This is a genomic window from Devosia algicola, from assembly GCF_028816455.1.
Classification (GTDB): Bacteria; Pseudomonadota; Alphaproteobacteria; order Rhizobiales; family Devosiaceae; genus Devosia; species Devosia algicola.
The window spans coordinates 951,363-967,404 of the sequence record NZ_CP118246.1 but is presented as its reverse complement, the minus strand read 5'-3'; the positions used below and the strand labels follow the sequence as shown (position 1 = coordinate 967,404).

The 16,042-nt window shown below is 56.3% G+C and carries 10 protein-coding genes and 6 pseudogenes; 6 read left to right on the top strand and 10 right to left on the bottom strand.

Annotated features, from left to right (window positions below):
• Positions 1–68 precede the first annotated feature (68 nt).
• Complete coding sequence (locus PSQ19_RS05030) at positions 69–530, bottom strand: helix-turn-helix domain-containing protein (protein ID WP_282219861.1); 462 nt, start codon at positions 528–530, stop codon at positions 69–71.
• The gene (locus PSQ19_RS05025; RefSeq protein WP_282219860.1) at positions 487–900 is read right to left on the bottom strand and encodes an AraC family ligand binding domain-containing protein; all 414 of its coding nucleotides are present in this window, start codon (positions 898–900) and stop codon (positions 487–489) included. Before PSQ19_RS05025 ends, PSQ19_RS05030 begins: the two co-directional genes overlap by 44 nt.
• 95 nt (positions 901–995) lie before the next feature.
• Here PSQ19_RS05025 and PSQ19_RS05020 point away from each other — a divergent pair.
• Positions 996–1,929 (top strand): annotated as a pseudogene (locus tag PSQ19_RS05020) (phytanoyl-CoA dioxygenase family protein).
• A gap of 94 nt (positions 1,930–2,023) precedes the next feature.
• On the opposite strand, the pseudogene PSQ19_RS05015 reads toward PSQ19_RS05020, so the two are convergent.
• The 8 genes and pseudogenes from PSQ19_RS05015 to PSQ19_RS04975 all read right to left on the bottom strand — a co-directional run bounded on the left by PSQ19_RS05015 (position 2,024) and on the right by PSQ19_RS04975 (position 11,203).
• Positions 2,024–3,660 (bottom strand): annotated as a pseudogene (locus PSQ19_RS05015) (FGGY-family carbohydrate kinase).
• A pseudogene (locus PSQ19_RS19705) lies at positions 3,649–4,291 on the bottom strand (HAD family hydrolase); the annotation flags it as partial. The pseudogenes PSQ19_RS19705 and PSQ19_RS05015, both read right to left, overlap by 12 nt.
• Before the next feature lie 157 nt (positions 4,292–4,448).
• Positions 4,449–5,927, bottom strand: a complete 1,479-nt coding sequence (locus PSQ19_RS05000) for a mannitol dehydrogenase family protein (RefSeq protein ID WP_282219859.1) — start codon at positions 5,925–5,927, stop codon at positions 4,449–4,451.
• Between the two features lie 30 nt (positions 5,928–5,957).
• Positions 5,958–6,966 (bottom strand): annotated as a pseudogene (locus tag PSQ19_RS04995) (ABC transporter ATP-binding protein).
• A gap of 11 nt (positions 6,967–6,977) precedes the next feature.
• On the bottom strand, positions 6,978–7,805 hold the full coding sequence (locus tag PSQ19_RS04990; protein WP_282219858.1) for a carbohydrate ABC transporter permease: 828 nt from the start codon (positions 7,803–7,805) through the stop codon (positions 6,978–6,980).
• 7 nt (positions 7,806–7,812) lie between these two features.
• Positions 7,813–8,682, bottom strand: coding sequence for a carbohydrate ABC transporter permease (locus PSQ19_RS04985; RefSeq protein WP_282219857.1), 870 nt, complete (start codon positions 8,680–8,682; stop codon positions 7,813–7,815).
• 99 nt (positions 8,683–8,781) lie between these two features.
• A pseudogene (locus PSQ19_RS04980) lies at positions 8,782–10,087 on the bottom strand (ABC transporter substrate-binding protein).
• A 156-nt stretch (positions 10,088–10,243) separates the two neighbouring features.
• Positions 10,244–11,203 (bottom strand): annotated as a pseudogene (locus tag PSQ19_RS04975) (sugar-binding transcriptional regulator).
• A gap of 583 nt (positions 11,204–11,786) precedes the next feature.
• On the opposite strand from PSQ19_RS04975, the gene PSQ19_RS04970 reads away from it, so the two are divergent.
• From PSQ19_RS04970 to PSQ19_RS04950, 5 genes are all read left to right on the top strand, one after another.
• Positions 11,787–12,578 carry an IclR family transcriptional regulator gene (locus PSQ19_RS04970; RefSeq protein WP_282219856.1) on the top strand — a complete coding sequence of 264 codons (792 nt, stop codon included), beginning with the start codon at positions 11,787–11,789 and terminating at the stop codon, positions 12,576–12,578.
• A gap of 11 nt (positions 12,579–12,589) precedes the next feature.
• Positions 12,590–12,895, top strand: a complete 306-nt coding sequence (locus tag PSQ19_RS04965) for an L-rhamnose mutarotase (protein ID WP_282219855.1) — start codon at positions 12,590–12,592, stop codon at positions 12,893–12,895.
• A gap of 74 nt (positions 12,896–12,969) precedes the next feature.
• Entirely contained in the window at positions 12,970–13,182 is a 213-nt protein-coding gene (locus PSQ19_RS04960; RefSeq protein WP_282219854.1) for a hypothetical protein, read from the top strand.
• Positions 13,166–14,155 carry an enolase C-terminal domain-like protein gene (locus tag PSQ19_RS04955; RefSeq protein ID WP_282219853.1) on the top strand — a complete coding sequence of 330 codons (990 nt, stop codon included), beginning with the start codon at positions 13,166–13,168 and terminating at the stop codon, positions 14,153–14,155. The genes PSQ19_RS04960 and PSQ19_RS04955 overlap by 17 nt, the downstream gene beginning before the upstream one ends.
• Before the next feature lie 42 nt (positions 14,156–14,197).
• Entirely contained in the window at positions 14,198–15,979 is a 1,782-nt protein-coding gene (locus PSQ19_RS04950) for an ABC transporter substrate-binding protein (protein ID WP_282219852.1), read from the top strand.
• Positions 15,980–16,042: the final 63 nt, after the last annotated feature.

Sequence of the window (16,042 nt, the reverse complement as noted above, 5' to 3'; positions counted from 1 at the left end):
GCGATGATTATGGCCACGTATGAATGAGGTGCGTCGACTAATATCATCCCGGTGGTCGCTACTCGATACTAGAGCCGCCGGTTTTGCTTGCGAAAAGCGCTAGGAGACAAGCCTTCGCGCCGGGTGAAGATGCGTGAGAAATAGAAGGCGTCGTCGAAGCCGACTTGGCTGGCAATGGCCTTAACGCTGAAATTGGAAATCGCCAGCATTTCCTTGGCCCGATCAAGTCGCACCCGCAGTTGAAATACTTTGGGCGGCATGCCTGTGGCAGCGATGAATTTGCGCCGCAGCGTCGCTGGTGACATGGAAAACTGTTCGGCCACGCGAGTTAGATCAACGTCGTTGAAGGCGTGTTGGCGCAGCGTTTCGATTGCTGGCGAGATTGGATGTTCCGTGTGCTCGCGTCGTCGAATTTGGTTCTGACCGGCAGCAGTGAGCGCGATGCGATGAATGCGCGCGTTGGCCGACGCATGGGCGAGGGGCGTGTCATCCTGCATTTCGCCGCAAAGCAGACCAAACAGTCGCTGCATCTCCACCAAATCGTAGAGCCTGAAGGAGGTAGTTGCGCGGGGTGATGAGAGCGGTTCTCAATATTTCATCCGCAAGGTGCCCCTCGAATAGTGCCCATTGCTCATCCCACTCACCGCCTGGATCCGGCCCATAGGAATGGATCATACCTGGCCACAACCAGAAGATTACGGGCGCCGTAATGGCCTGCTCATGACCGCCGTCGACGCGCAACCTGCCCGTGCCCCGCTCTACCATCACGACGCCAAAGCTGGTCAGCGCGCGGTTCCTGATCTGCGTCGATATTCGGTGTGTACCGTATTCGCGCACGCTGATCAGCGGCGACATGCCTGAAGGGTTTTTGCGGTAAATGACGGTTGAGCGATTGCTCATGAGCGAAAAGTCCATTTGTACGTTTTGTCTATGGCAACGAATTACTGGTTTACTTACACTATTGCGATTGTTTGTCACTGATCCGGGTGATCGTAATGTCAATTTCTTTAGCGACGCAACGCCCGTCAGATACACCGGTGCACAGCCTCCATGCCAATGGTCAAACGCTGTCATCCGCATCGAACCGGATTGGCTACTTGAATCCAACCAGTGCCACCGCCAGCCGCGACCAAATGCGACGACAACTCGGGGAGCAGGGCTACCTGTTTCTCAAGGGCTTTCTTAATCGACAGGAGGTCATCGACTTTCGCGGATGGGTCTTTGAGCATCTGGCGGAGGGCGGGCTACTGGAACCCGGCACCGATTTCGCAACCGGCGTTTCTGCAACGACGCCGACCAACAAGACCTGGCTTGATCGAAAGTTGATGTCGCTTGTACGTTCGACTGCCTATGAGGGCTTTTGTGCGCAGCCGCGGCTGTCCATGTTCATGGATGACTTCCTGTGTGGACTTTCCTATTTGCACAAGCGCAAAATCATGCGCTTTACCCAAGCCGGCACTACGACCGTGACTCCGGCTCATTATGACCTCGTCTATCTTCGCGGCGGCACCAGCCGCATTGTCACCGTCTGGATTCCCATTGGCGATACTTCGGTTGACATGGGCGGGCTCGCCTACCTCGAAGGCTCCCATGCCATCGGAGCCTGATATGGAGGCCAATTTCAAGATTGAGGGCAAAGACCTGACGCCCGAAGAACGCATCAGCGCCTACAACAAGAACATGACGGAAGGTGGCTGGGTTTCCAAGGATTTGCCCGACATGGCCGAACGCTTCGACACACGTTGGCTGGTGGCGGACTACGAAGCTGGCGACATTGTATTACACACGCCGTTCATGATCCACGCCTCCACTACTAACCAGGACCCGCAGCGTCGTGTGCGGCTATCGACCGACATTCGTTTCCAGAATGTGGATGACGAAATTGATGCTCGCTGGAACAATCATTGGAGCCTCAACGACATGCTTTAGCGCTTGGCGGTATATCGGTCCTGCGTCCGTCACGCGCTGGCTGCAGGCCTTGATAGTGCGACACTGCCTCAACAAGAATAGTGCGTTGGATTGCTCATTCAATGGCATCGAGTTCGCTGCGCTGGCGTTGCAGCATGAGGTGGATGCGGTAGTCCTTGTCGAACTGTTGGCGAGCCTGCTGGATCGGGGTGGCGCTTGTGACCGCCGCGAGCCATCGCGGTGGCTGCCGAACGTAAGTCTGGATGCAGGCCCGCGGCGGTGGCGGCAACCATGGCGACGCCGAGCAGCGTTGCGTCCTGGGTGATCGGCTCGATTACTGTGCAACCAGTGGCGTCTGCGTAAAGTTCCATGAGCAGTGGATTGTGTGTATGTCCGCCAGTGACGTGAAGCGTGTCGATAGCGTAGCCCTTGTTGTTTAGCGTTTCGAGAATGTGCCGGACCTGCAGCGCAATGGCAACGCAGGTGCGCCAATAGAGCCGACAGAGGCTATCGAAGTCGCTATCCAGGGAGAGTCCAAATATGACGCCCAGCGCCTTCGGGTCGGCAAGCGGTGAGCGGTTACCGTGAAAATCGGGCAAGACATGCAACCTGTCCGCGAGTGCAAGCCCATCGTCGAGTTGCAGTGCTCTAATACGATCTACAATCCTGCGGTGAAGTGCCGGGGTTGGCTCGCCGCCGGCGCCATGCCAGCGTAGCAGGTGGTCCAACAGGGCACCGGTGGCCGACTGCCCGGCTTCGTTGAGCCATGAGTCGGGCAGAACGGCGCCCCAATAGGGCCCCCATACCCCGGTGGTGGGGCGTGGCTCAGGCGATAGTGCCATGACGCAGGCTCGATGTGCCGGCGATTAGGGCCAGATGCCGGTGGATAGTGCCGCTGTGTCCAGCAAATGCTGCCAGCGACCCAAGCGTACCAGCGTGGGCGTCGATCAGTCCGGCACCGACGCGGCACGTTGTGGTAAGACCAAGACAAGCGGCCGCCGCTGGAGTGAGCGGTCCAATATCTGTACCAATCGCGCTGGCATGGTCGGGCAGGCTGCCACGCTCGGGCATATCGGCAATATCGACCATTTCAAGAAAATCGCGCTGCCAGCCCGGTATTTCGTGCGCAATATAGGTCCATTTGCAGGTGAGGGTGCATTGCGAACGGGCCGCCGATCCTGACGCCTTCCAGGTCAGAAAATCCACCAGATCGAAAAAATATCCAGCGCGGCGCCAAGTATCAGGTAAATGGCGCTTGAGCCACATCAGTTTGGGCACTTCCATTTCCGGCGACATGACGCCACCAACGAAATCAAGTACGCGGTGCCCCGTGCGCGTACATTCCTCCGCTTCGGCAAGCGCGCGGTGATCAAGCCAGACGATGGTGTCCCAACGGGCGGTCCCGGTATCAGTCACCGGCAATGGCTCGCCTTCGACATCGCGCACAACCAACGAACAGGTCGCATCAAAGCTTATGCCGACGATTTCGTCCGACCGTGCTCCCGCCTGCCTCATGGCGCCGCGCACGGCGTGGCCAACTGCGTCCCAAATCTGCTCGGATGAATGCGTGGCAAAATTGGCGTTGGTGCGCAGCATCTCGACGACGTGTTCTGATCGGCCCAACAATCGGCCGTCTGGCGTTACGACGCCAGCCCGAGCACTCCCGGTCCCGACGTCAACAGCAACGAGCAGTTCGGCAATTCCCTGTTCGCGTTTTGTCGCGAGATCCACCAGGCCGGGCAGGGCGCGCATGTCGTCCATTATCGCGTCTGGTCGCAGCGCTTCGACTTCAGCGCGGAGGTTGCTTTCGGCGACGTGACCGCCGCCCATATAGGCGAAAACCTGCATGCCGGCGGCGCGAGCCGCAGCTATGCCCGCGGGCGAATCCTCGATGACGAGGCAGTTTTCAGGCGCGACCTTCATTGCGTTTGCCGCATGAAGAAAAATATCGGGCGCCGGCTTGCCATGCTCGACCATCGTGGCTGAGAAAATATTGGGCTCGAACCGATCAATCAAACCTGTGAGTTCAAGGCTTAGGCGGATGCGTTCCAATGTGCTGGACGAGGCGACGCAGATGGGGAGGTCCAGCGCGTTCAGTACATGTTTTAGCCATGAAGTTGGCTTCAATTCGCGACGAAAAAGGCTCGTAAAGCTCGGTGCGAATGTCTGCGAGCGCCTCATCGCTGAGACCGGTGCCGTGGCTCTGATTGAGGCTATGTGAGATCGAGGATAGGCTACGCCCCAGAAAATTCTTGTAGGCTTGGGACGGGTCGATCTCGGTTCCCTGGGCGGCTATTACTTGCAACAGGACCCGCATGGCGAGCGGCTCGCTATCCACCAGCACGCCGTCACAATCGAAAATGATGAGTTTGATGGGTGCCATCGTATATGGGTAACTAAATGCCGCGCGGGCCGCAAGCATGTGTGGATGAACTGTAGATGTCTACGGCGCTGCAGCGGCGTGATATGAATGCCTGTGCAAGAGCGGCTGATTACTGTGTTCAGATCTGAAGAGGTTCGTATTTGGCGCTGCGGTCTCCTTAAATCGACACCTCAAGGTAGTTTGCCAGGGTTGCTCGCGTTCCTTCGGTCCAGAGCGCACCGAGTGCGGTTTTGAACGCGGCAATATAGACTGGATTTTGGGCCAGTTCACCAAAGATGTCAGTCATTGCTAGCCATGCCGCTGGATCATTGCGCGCAATTTTTGCCTGGGCGGTCAGACGCTCCCAGTTGGGGTCGTTGGGAGAAATAAGCGCACCGCTATCGCTTGTGCCGTAGCAATAGCGGGCCCAAAGGGCAGTGACGAGGGCGAGTCCTGTTACCGATTGACCGGCGCGAAGGCGATCGATAGCCGTTGGCAGGATGAACTTTGGCTGCCGGTTCGAGCCATCAAGGCACAGCCGGGAAATGGTGTCTCCAATTGTTGGGTTGGAGAAACGACGGTCAATCAGTTGATAATAGTTATTGAGATCGGTGTCGGGTACAGGCGGCACTGTTGGTATGATCTCGCTGCGCTCGACTTTTTCGAGAAAGGCCCTGATGAGCGGTTCCTGCATTGCCTCGTGGGCATATTGGATGTCGAGTAGCGCGGCTGGATAGGCAATGGTGGCATGTCCGCCATTGAGAATTCGAATTTTCATGAATTCAAACGGGGCAACATCGTCGACGAACTGCACGCCTACCTTTTCAAGGGCCGGGCGACCCATGGTGAAGTGGTCCTCAAGCACCCATTGCCTGAATTGTTCACAAAAAACCGGCCATTGATCAACAATACCGAAATCCAGTTCAAGCTTGTCGCGTTCGCGCTGCGAGGTAGCTGGCGTGATACGGTCGACCATGCCATTGGGAAAGGCAACGTTGGCGAGTACCCACTGTGCCAAATCCGGATCGAAAAGCTCGGCCAGTCCCACAATGGCATTCTGGGTGACATGGCCGTTCCCCGGAATATTATCGCAACTCATAACGGTGAATGGGGCGATATCGTTGTCGCGTCGCGATCTGAGACCAGCCAGAATTAGCCCGAACACGGTGCTGGGTGCCGAATGGTTTTGAGCGTCGGCTACGATATCGGGATGGTTGGGGTCGAATTTCTGGCTAGCCGGGTCGATATAATAGCCACCTTCGGTAACGGTAAGCGAGACGATGCGGATCGCAGGATCTGAAAGCTGTCCAATGATCACTGCGGCATTGCCGATTTCGAGGAAACCGCACATCGAACCGGTGACCCGAGCGTCAGACGTGTCGGATTCCTGCTCAACAACTGTTGTCAGAAAATCCTGGCTGGCGAGTTTGTTGCGCATGCTGGCGTCGGCAGGGCGGACACCAGCACCAATCAGCGCCCAATCATGGTCGTGCCCGAGATTGAACAGGTCATCCAGATACACCGCCTGATGAGCGCGGTGAAAATTTCCAACACCGAAATGCACGATACCGGCCTTCAGGCCTGACCGATCGTACTGCGGGACAGCGGCAAAGGCGGTGATCTCGGTAAGGGCTTCGTCCGAGAGTGCGATCGGCATCAAATTGTTCCTTTTTGGTGGGGGCCGCGGTTAACTGCCCTTGAGCGCCAGACCATCAGCGTCAAAGCGGTAGATTCGACTGGCTTCGGGCGTCAGCCAGACTTCGTCGCCATGATGAAAATCGCGTTCCCCGTCAGTGCGAACGGTCTGCATCTCACCACCCTCGACGTGAATATGTAAAAATGTGTCCGACCCCAAATGCTCGGCAACGCCCACAGTGCCTTTCCACACGCCAGTTTCCTTGGAAATGGCAAGGTGTTCAGGCCGGACGCCGATTGTAGGCGCGCCGTATTTTTCGGCGATCGCGCCTTCGAGAAAGTTCATTTTTGGCGATCCGATGAAGCCGGCGACGAACTTGTTGGCCGGGGTTTTGTAAAGCTCCATGGGCGAGCCATATTGTTCGACACGCCCCGCATTGAGAACGACGATCTTGTCGGCCATGGTCATGGCCTCGATCTGGTCGTGTGTCACATAGACCATGGTGGTCTTGAGTTGGTGGTGCAACTCGGTGATTTCGAGCCGCATGTTGACCCGCAGCGCCGCATCAAGGTTTGATAGCGGTTCATCGAAGAGGAATGCCTTGGGTTCGCGAACAATGGCGCGACCGATCGCAACACGCTGGCGCTGGCCACCAGACAATTGGCCCGGCTTGCGGTCTAGATAATCAGTCAGGTTCAGCACCTTTGCTGCGTCCTCGACCTTCTGATTCGCCAGATCTTTGTCGATATTGGCCATTTTAAGCGGAAAATTGATGTTTTGGCGCACTGTCATGTGCGGGTAGAGCGCGTAGGCTCTGGAACACCATGGCCAAGCCCCGGTGTGCGGGTCCTTTGTCTGTAACATCAGCGCTATCGAGTTTGATAACACCGGAGGTCGTATCCTCGAGGCCGGCAATAAGTCTAAGAAGGGTTGACTTGCCGCACCCCGAGGGTCCGACGAAGACGACAAAACTGCCGTCTTCGATTTCTAGTGATACATCGGGGATTACCTGATGACCGCCGAAGCTCTTGTTGACATGTTCAAGTGTGATGGAACCCATCGGAATATCCCCTATTTGACGGCGCCAAAGGTAAGACCACGAACCAATTGCTTCTGGCTTATCCAACCCAAAACCAGGATTGGCGCAATTGCCAGGGTTGAAGCCGCCGAAAGCTTGGCCCAGAACAGCCCCTCGGGACTCGAGAATGATGAAATAAATGCTGTTAGCGGCGCGGCCTTGGACGCGGTCAGGTTGATGGTCCAGAAGGCTTCATTCCAGGCAAGGATCACATTGAGCAGCAGCGTCGAAGCAATCCCCGGAACCGCCATGGGCATCAGAACATAGAAGAGTTCTTTCCATAGTATGGCACCGTCCATCCGGGCCGCTTCTAGAATATCGACCGGGATTTCACGAAAGTACGTGTAAAGCATCCAGATAACGATAGGCAGGTTGATCAAGGTCAGGATTATGGTCAGTCCCCATACCGTATCGAGCAGCCCTGCATCCCGGAACAGCAGGTACATCGGAACCAGTACGCCAACAGCTGGCATCATCTTGGTTGAGAGCATCCACATCAGTATGTCCTTGGTGCGCGGTGTCGGCGCGAACGCCATGGCCCACGCCGATGGGATGGCAATCAACAGGGCGAGTAGCGTCGATCCGATGGAGATCCAAACCGAATTGAAAAAGTGTCGGAAATAATCGGCGCGACTTTGCACCTCGATATAGTTTTCAAAGGTCCACGTCGGAATGAACACTGGTGGTGAAGCGATAGCCTGGGCTTCGGTCTTGAAGCTTGTCAGGATCGTCCACAGGATGGGGAAAAACAGGATCATTGCCACAGCCCATGCAAGGGCTGTGAAGGTCAGTTTGCGTTGCAGTGTGACTTCGCGCGCCATGGTGCCCTCACGCGTCCAAATTCTTGCCAACCGCGCGCATCAGGAAGATGGCAACGATATTGGCTAGGATGACGGCAATTACGCCGCCGGCGGATGCGCCACCCACGTCGAACGACAGCAGTGCCGTCCGATAGACGAGGAACGCCAGATTGGTCGAGTTGTAGCCGGGTCCACCATTGGTGGTCACGAGCACCTCGGCAAAGATACCAAGCAGGAAAATGGTCTGGATCAGAATTACCACGGTGATCGCCCGCGCCATGTGGGGCATGATGATATAGATGAAGCGATTGACGAAGTTTGCGCCGTCCATCTCCGACGCTTCCTTTTGTTCTTCACTGAGCGATTGCAGTGCGGTCAACAGGATGAGCGTTGCGAACGGCAACCATTGCCAGGCCACGATGACGACAATCGAGAACATCGGAAGCTGAGCGAACCAATCGATGGGCTGCTGCCCAAAGGCGCGCGAAATGTCAGCGAACAACCCGTATTCGGGGTTCATCAGCATGTTCTTCCAGACCAGCGCGGCCACCGGTGGCATGACGAAAAACGGTGATATGACGAGAATGCGAACGATCCCCTGGCCGAAAATCGGCTGATCGAGCAGGAGTGCCAGAAAGATGCCGCCTATGACGGTGATGGCGAGTACACCTAATACGAGAATTAGTGTGTTGCTGATTGACTGAATGAACGCCGGGTCGGTGACAAAATAATAGTAGTTCGACCAACCGGCAAAGCTCTGGACCGGATTGAGCAGATTGTAGTTCTGAAACGAGAACCAGATTGTCATGCCCAATGGGACGATCATCCACACGAGCAATAGGAGGACGGACGGTGCCATCATGATGCGTGCAAGTCTGCGCGACTGTTGCGTAGCCATCGTGCTCTCTCCCTAAACAGGTTCTGTTCAAATGATGCGAAATTATGAATTCCGGAGCCGCCAGTGGTGGCGGGCGGCTCCGGATTGATTTTAGCGGTGCTACTTGATGTAGCCAGGCTCTCGTCATTTCGCGGGTAGCGACGTCCTGCGCCTGTGACAGCGCATCATCCACCGTCATCTGTCCGGCCAGTGCCGCCGAAAACAGTTGACCGACAGTCGTCGCAATGCCCTGGAATTCAGGTATCGCCACAAACTGCACACCGACATAAGGCACCGGTTTGACGCTTGGATCTGTGGGGTCGGCAGAGTTGATCGACTCCAGTGTCATTTTGGCGAACGGCGCAGCGGCCTGATAGTCAGGGTTTTCGTATAGCGAGCTACGCGTGCCCGGCGGCACATTGGCCCAGCCGTCGTTCGACGCGACCAATTCGAGATATGCCTTGGACGTTGCCCAGGCAATAAACTTCTCGGCGGCGTCGGCGTTCTGCGTGCCAGCAGGAATGCCGAGCGACCATGCCCAGAGCCAGTTGCCGCGCTTGCCAAGCCCCTTATCAGGCGCCAATGCGAAGCCGACCTGATCGGCGACAGTTGAATCCGCACCGGTCACGAACGAGGCGGCAACAGTAGCGTCGATCCACATCCCGCACTTACCCTGCTGGAATAGTGCCAGGTTTTCGTTGAACCCGTTGGACGAGGCGCCCTGCGGGCCGTCAGCATTCATCATGTCGACGTAGGTTTGCAGCGTGTCCTTCCATTCAGGCTGGTCGAACTGCGGCCGCCAGTTTTCGTCGAACCATCGAGCACCAAAGGAGTTTGACATGGCAGTTAGGAACGCCATGTTTTCGCCCCATCCAGCCTTGCCGCGCAGGCAGATGCCGTTGATACTGTTGTCACGGTCGGTCATCTTGTCGGCGGCTTCGCGAATAAAGTCCCATGTAGGGGCGTCGGGCATGGTCAGCCCGGCCTTTTCCATCAGGTCTTTACGGTACATGACCATAGAACTCTCGCCGTAGAACGGTGCAGCGTAGAGTTTGCCGTCGAGTGAAAGGCCGCCGCGAATGGCGGGCAGCAGATCGTCGACATCATAGTCGGCACCAAGATTGTCCAAGGGCACCAGCCAGCCCTGCTTGGCCCAAATGGGTACTTCGTAGGTGCCAATGGTTACCACGTCGTACTGACCTCCTTTAGTCGCGATATCGGTGGTCACTTTCTGGCGCAGAGCGTTCTCTTCAAGGGTAACCCACTGAAGTTCGATGTCAGGGTTCTTTGCGGTGAAGTCGTCCGTCAGCTTTTGCATCCGGACCATGTCGCCGTTGTTGACGGTCGCGATAGTGATGGTCTCGGCTGATGCAGATGTGGCGAGTGTGAGCGCGATGGCGCCCACCATATAGGGTATTAGTTTCATTGAAATCCTCCCAGATCCAAATGTGCGCATTTGTCGGCGTCGTGAGCAATTACTCACGAACTGACGCGTAAAGTCAAGCGAGATTCGTGAGAAATCTTTGACGTACGTAGGTCAAAATTTCGCAAAAAAGTGGATTTATGCTGGAAAAATGGACGTCTAAATGGCCGCTAGTAGTGCTTCCGCCGTTCGTTCGTCTGTCAGCAACCCGTTGACTAATCGCCGGTTCAGTGCGGCATTTATGCCGGGCAATTTGCTCTCACCTATGGCAATTGCCACAACGATGGATGATTCTCTGGACGGTAGGGGGCACTGGCGACGCGATCATTGGTGAGCCCGTCAACGAATTTTCCTTGCGCATCGAATGCCCATCCGACGATCTCGCCAACGGCACCGACCTTTTGCAGATTTTTTAACTCCGACGCTGAAACAAACCCATCGACGAAGATCGGCGCGTCGGGTCCAAGGTCGCCGATGCCGACAAAAGTTATGTTGGCTTGTGCCGCCAGTGCGTGGATATCCTTGATCATGGGTTGCTGGACCAACATCTCACGCTCGTCGGGCGAGGAGGCTATGACCGGCAGGGGCATTGGAAAACTGCGTGTTTGAACTGCTTCGGCAATGTTGAAAATAACATTGTAGAATGCCGCAGACCCGTCGGGGGTGATGTTGCCAGTCAGCGACACAATCTTGTGCTGTAGCGCCTTAATAGACGGCAATTGCTCGACGGCGGCCTTTAGCGTGCGGCCGGTTCCGATAGCCATAACGATAGGTTCCGGACTTTTGAGCCAACGTTCAATTTCAAGTGCTGCGGCTATGGCGATACCGTTGATCGAATTCGGAGCGGCCGGGTCCGTAGGGACAACTTCAGCAAAATCGAGCGCATAGCGACTGCGGAGGCCTTCCGCCAACTCCATGCAACGTCCGATTGGATGATCGAGCCGAACTTTGATCAAACCCTCGGTGACTGACAGCGACACCAGACGTTGCGCGGTTTGTCGTGACACGCCCAGCTTTTGGGCGATCTGTTCCTGATTGTTGCCAGCCACATAGTAGAGCCAACCCGCACGAGCCTGCGTCATCGAGTCGATTGCCGGAGGTGTCTTGACGTTGTGCCATAAATGACTGCCCTTTCACTCACTTTGAGCGGATACTCGGGCAATGGGCTTTTGCCCGCAAGGGAAAAATTATGAAATTTCCGGTGCTCCGAAGCCAGTGCCGCGTAATGGCTTAAGTAGATCAAGTCAGGGTAGGTGAGATAATTTTTTGTTATTGCAATAACTTAAGTGATTTCGTCCAGTCGTTAGTCAACCTCAGAAACACACTCGGTGTGGTGTTTAACTATTTTGGTATTCGCTAGAATTTCCTGCTTGATCGCCTGCGGGCGTCACTAGCAAGCCCAAGGATGCAGTTGAGCCGGTCGCGAGTTTCTTGGTGATTTTGGTCGCAGTTTTGACATCGCTTCATTGACCTGGCCGCGTCGATTTCGCCGTTGGTTTCGTCATTGTCAGTGGGTACGCCGAACCATCGTTGACTCAATTCAGGATGTAACCTAACGTTTTGGAACGGTTCGATCCAAATGTGGAACACCACGGGGATCGACCGTTAGGGAGGTTGCCTAATTATCCAGCGCATTGTTGCGCGGTCGCGACGTTGTCAAATCGCGGACAATGGATTTTGGGCATTTGCCGGGAGGGGAGTGATGTCGAGCGTCCGCCGCACAATCCAGGTACTTGATTTGCTTGCACGCAAGGGCGCGTTGGGTGTGCGTAGTGTTGCGCAACAGCTTGATTTGCCGGTTGGTTCAATTCATCGCCTGCTCAACGACCTCGAAGCAGAGGCCGCGGTTGAGCGCAACGCCGAGGGTACCTGGCAGCTGGGTTATCGCCTGCTGGACATTGTCGAATTGCAATTGGACGGCCTGGGGTTTCAGCGACTGGCGCGACCGTTCTGCGAGGCGATTGCAGCGGCCGTCGGCGAGACGGTCAACGTCAATGTCACCAGCGGTGATGGGTGCGTCTGCATCGACAAGGTGCGAGGCAATGAAAGCATGCAGCTTGATTGGAAGGTTGGATCCAGGGGTCCACTGCATTGTGGCGGTGCAGCAAAGGCCATCTTGGCGTTCCTATCTGATGCTGATCAACATCGTATCGTCAATGCACCCTTGCCGCGGTTTACGCCGAACACGATCACCGCGGCTTCAGCACTGCGTGAGGAGTTGGAGCGTATTCGCAAGCGCGGTTATTCGATCGACAATCAGGAGGTGGTGCTCGGCGTTTTCTGTGTTGCGGTCCCCATTGTAGATCGAACCGGACGCCCGGTCGGCGCGATCAGCGTGTCGGGACCATCGCCCAAAGCGCCGGGGAGCACGGTGCAGCCTTTAGTTGACCAACTTAGTGCAGCGGCGGGCGAAATAAGCCGCCGGCTTGGATATGCGGGTAGTTGGCCGCCGAAATCGGCCGCGATGGCCCATGATATTCGGGCAGCGAGCTAGTGGAGAGAACAATGCGCTCTGCATGGGTAATGAAACTCAAGCCCGGCCAAGAGGCCGAATACAAGCGAAAGCACGACGAAATCTGGCCGGACATGGTTGCACTTCTCAAGAGCCAGGGCGTCCATAATTACTCGATCTATCGGCACGGCTTGTTGTTGTTTGCCTACCTGGAAAAGCCCGATAGCGCACCGTCGCAAACCGCCGGGGTCGATCCGGTTATTCAGAAATGGTGGAAATGGATGGAGCCGCACATGGAGACCCATCCCGACGCGCGACCGATCGCCGAACCCGTCGAGGAGGTATTTCGACTGGATTGAGCGGCGCGACCCATGGGCGCAATTAATCTATTCATCCGGCTGGAGGGCCGGAACGACTTTGTGAGGAGAAGTTCGTGAAGATCAAGAGCATCAAGGCGTTCGCCATTACCAATCCGATTGCCGGCGGCACCTATGACGAGGCCAAGGCGAAGGGCACTGCACGACGGCCGCCCTGGACGAAGGACGCTGAGGTCGCCAATCCGATGTCGCGCTATCCCAAGTACAAGGCGTTGCGTGCGAGGCTGGAATTCGGCATTTCCGGCGGTCGGCGTGATTGTCACGGCTGATGATGGCACATGGGGTTTTGGCACTACCGGCTATGGTCAGCCAACAATTTCGTTGATCAACGATCATATTGGACCGCTGCTGGTGGATGAAAGTGCGCTGGCCACCGAAAAACTCTGGGACATGATGATGCGGATCACGTCTCCATATTCGTCGTCGGGGTTGGCGTCCTACGCCATCAGCGGCATCGATCTAGCGTTATGGGATCTCAAGGGGCGCACGCTGAAACTGCCGGTTTATGAGCTTGCAGGCGGCAAGGCGCGCGACAAACAATTCTGCTACGCAACCGGCAATGATACCGACTGGCATATGGAGCTTGGTTTCAAGGCGACCAAACTTGCATGCCCATATGGGACAGCCGACGGGCTTGAGGCGCTGGACAAGAACGAGGCCTTTGTCGGCAAGGCGCGGGATTTGATCGGGCCGCATGTCGAATTGATGCTGGATTGCTGGATGGCGTTTGACGTCGAATTCGCAGTTCGACTGGCGCATCGGCTCAAGCCCTTTAATCTGAAATGGATTGAGGATTGTCTCATTCCCGAGGATCATACCTCGCACAAGGCCCTGCGCGAGCGATTGCCCTGGCAGACGCTGGCGACCGGCGAGCATTGGTACACACCCTTTACATTCTTTGAGGCGGCAAGGGATCGGGTTGTCGACATCTTCCAGCCCGACATCAATTGGGTCGGCGGCTTTACCGCGGTGCAGAAAATCACTGCGATTGCAGAGGCCTCTGGTCTTGAGGTGATCTGTCACGCGGGCATGAATACACCGTTTGGCCAGCACTTCAATATCTCGGCACCCAACAGCCGTTGGGGCGAGTTCTTTGTCGGCGGTGCGCCGGGCGTACCGCTCAAGCAAACCAATAACTATCCCGGCATGGCCGTTCCCGAGAATGGCCATGTGGACGTTAGCGACGAGCCAGGCTTCGGCCACGGCTTGTCGATGAAAGCCATCGAGGAGATGGCGCTCTAGACCAACGGTCGATCAACGACCAACAAGAGACGGAGAGATATCATGCGACTGCCCCTACCAAGACGATACCTCCTTGCGGGCGCGTTAGCGCTTGCTAGCGTGCCGCTGCTGGCATCAACCGCGATTGCGCAAGTGGCCGACATGCCGCGCAATGAAACATTGGTGCTGACACCCTGGGGTGACCAGCCAGCCCAGTTTGCCAACGTGGAAAACTGGCATCCCTATCTGACCTCGGTGACGCACCAGCGCGATGTGATGGAATTCACCGTCAACGAGATGCTGTTTTACACCAATCTCAACACCGGCGAGTTGATTCCGTGGCAGGCTGAAAGCTTTGAATATGCGCCCGACTTCAAGACGGCGACAATCAAGCTTCGGGACGGTGTCGAATGGTCAGATGGTGAAAAATTCACCGCCGAGGATGTGAAATTCACGCTGGAGGCGGTCCGGGATGCTCCACCGGAGTCGCGTGGCGCCGCCGCCTATAATGAGTGGATCAAGGACGTTACGGTCAACGACCCGCTAAGCGTCACCATCAACTTCAACAAACCAGCGCCTCGATTTATCCGCGATTATCTCGCGCTTGGCCACGAGAACCACCATACCATCCTGCCCAAACATATTTGGGAGGGGCAGGACTTTGCGACCTTCACCAACTATGATCCGGACAAGGGTTGGCCGGTTGGCACTGGACCCTACAAGCTGGTGCTCACCACCAATCAGCAGGAGATTTTTGATCGCCGTGATGACTGGTGGGGCGCCAAGGTCGGGTTCCAGGACATGCCAGCGCCCAAGCGCATCATTCTGGTGCCGGTTTCCAGCGACGATGCCATGGGCCAATTGCACATTGCCAACCAGGTTGATGGCGGTCGGCAATTGTTGATCGGCACTTTCGAGGCGGCGCGTGCACAGAACGACAAGCTGAAATCATGGAATACCGAGGGTCCCAACTGGGGTGCGCCGGACGGGTGCGATTACTCGCTGGTCTTTAACATGATGAAGGAACCATGGAACGATGTGAACCTGCGTTATGCGATCAACTATGCCATTGATCGCGATGCGCTGAACGACATCGGTTACGAGGGCTCGCAGAAGCCGGTGACTTATGCCTTCTCGGGCTATATGGCCGGTACATGGCTCGGCGAGGGGAGCCCATTGCAGGCAGTTCTCGACAAGTACAACCTCGATGATCCGTCGCAGGAAAAAGTCGACGAATATATGGCCAAGGGCGGCTACGCCAAGGATGGCAATGGGGTGTGGGCCAAGGATGGCACACCGATCAACGTAACCATCCGCACCCCGGCGTTTATTCAGCCCATACTCGCGCCACTTACACAGCAACTGAAAAATGCCGGTTTTGATGCGGTTCAGGCGCCGGTGGATGATACTTGGTTGCCCGATATTCAGTCAGGCAACTTCGATACCATGGTGTTCGTGCACTGTGGCAGTCTCAGTGAACCGCTGGAAACACTGCAGCACTATCACAGCAAGTTCTCCCGTCCACTGGGCGAGACTATCCCGACTGCAATTGCTGCATCGCGGTACTCGAACCCGGAATATGACGCGATAATCGACCGTATGGACGCCGTGACGGCCGATACCAATCCGGACTCTGACTACATGAAGGACGCCGCCGCCGCGCTCGACATTGCGTTGCGAGACTTGCCGCAGATTGACATGCTCGAGGAATTCCATGTGGTGACCTTCAATAACACCTATTGGACCGGATGGCCGTCGGCTGAGGATCCCTATGTTGCGCCTTATACGCCGTGGGAAGCCTTTAACGTGGTGATCCATAATCTGCAGCCTAGCGGCGCGCAGTAGCGTCCACGGACGTTCCCAACGCTGGGGCAGGCGGGTTCGCCTGTCTGCCCCACCTGCCCAAAC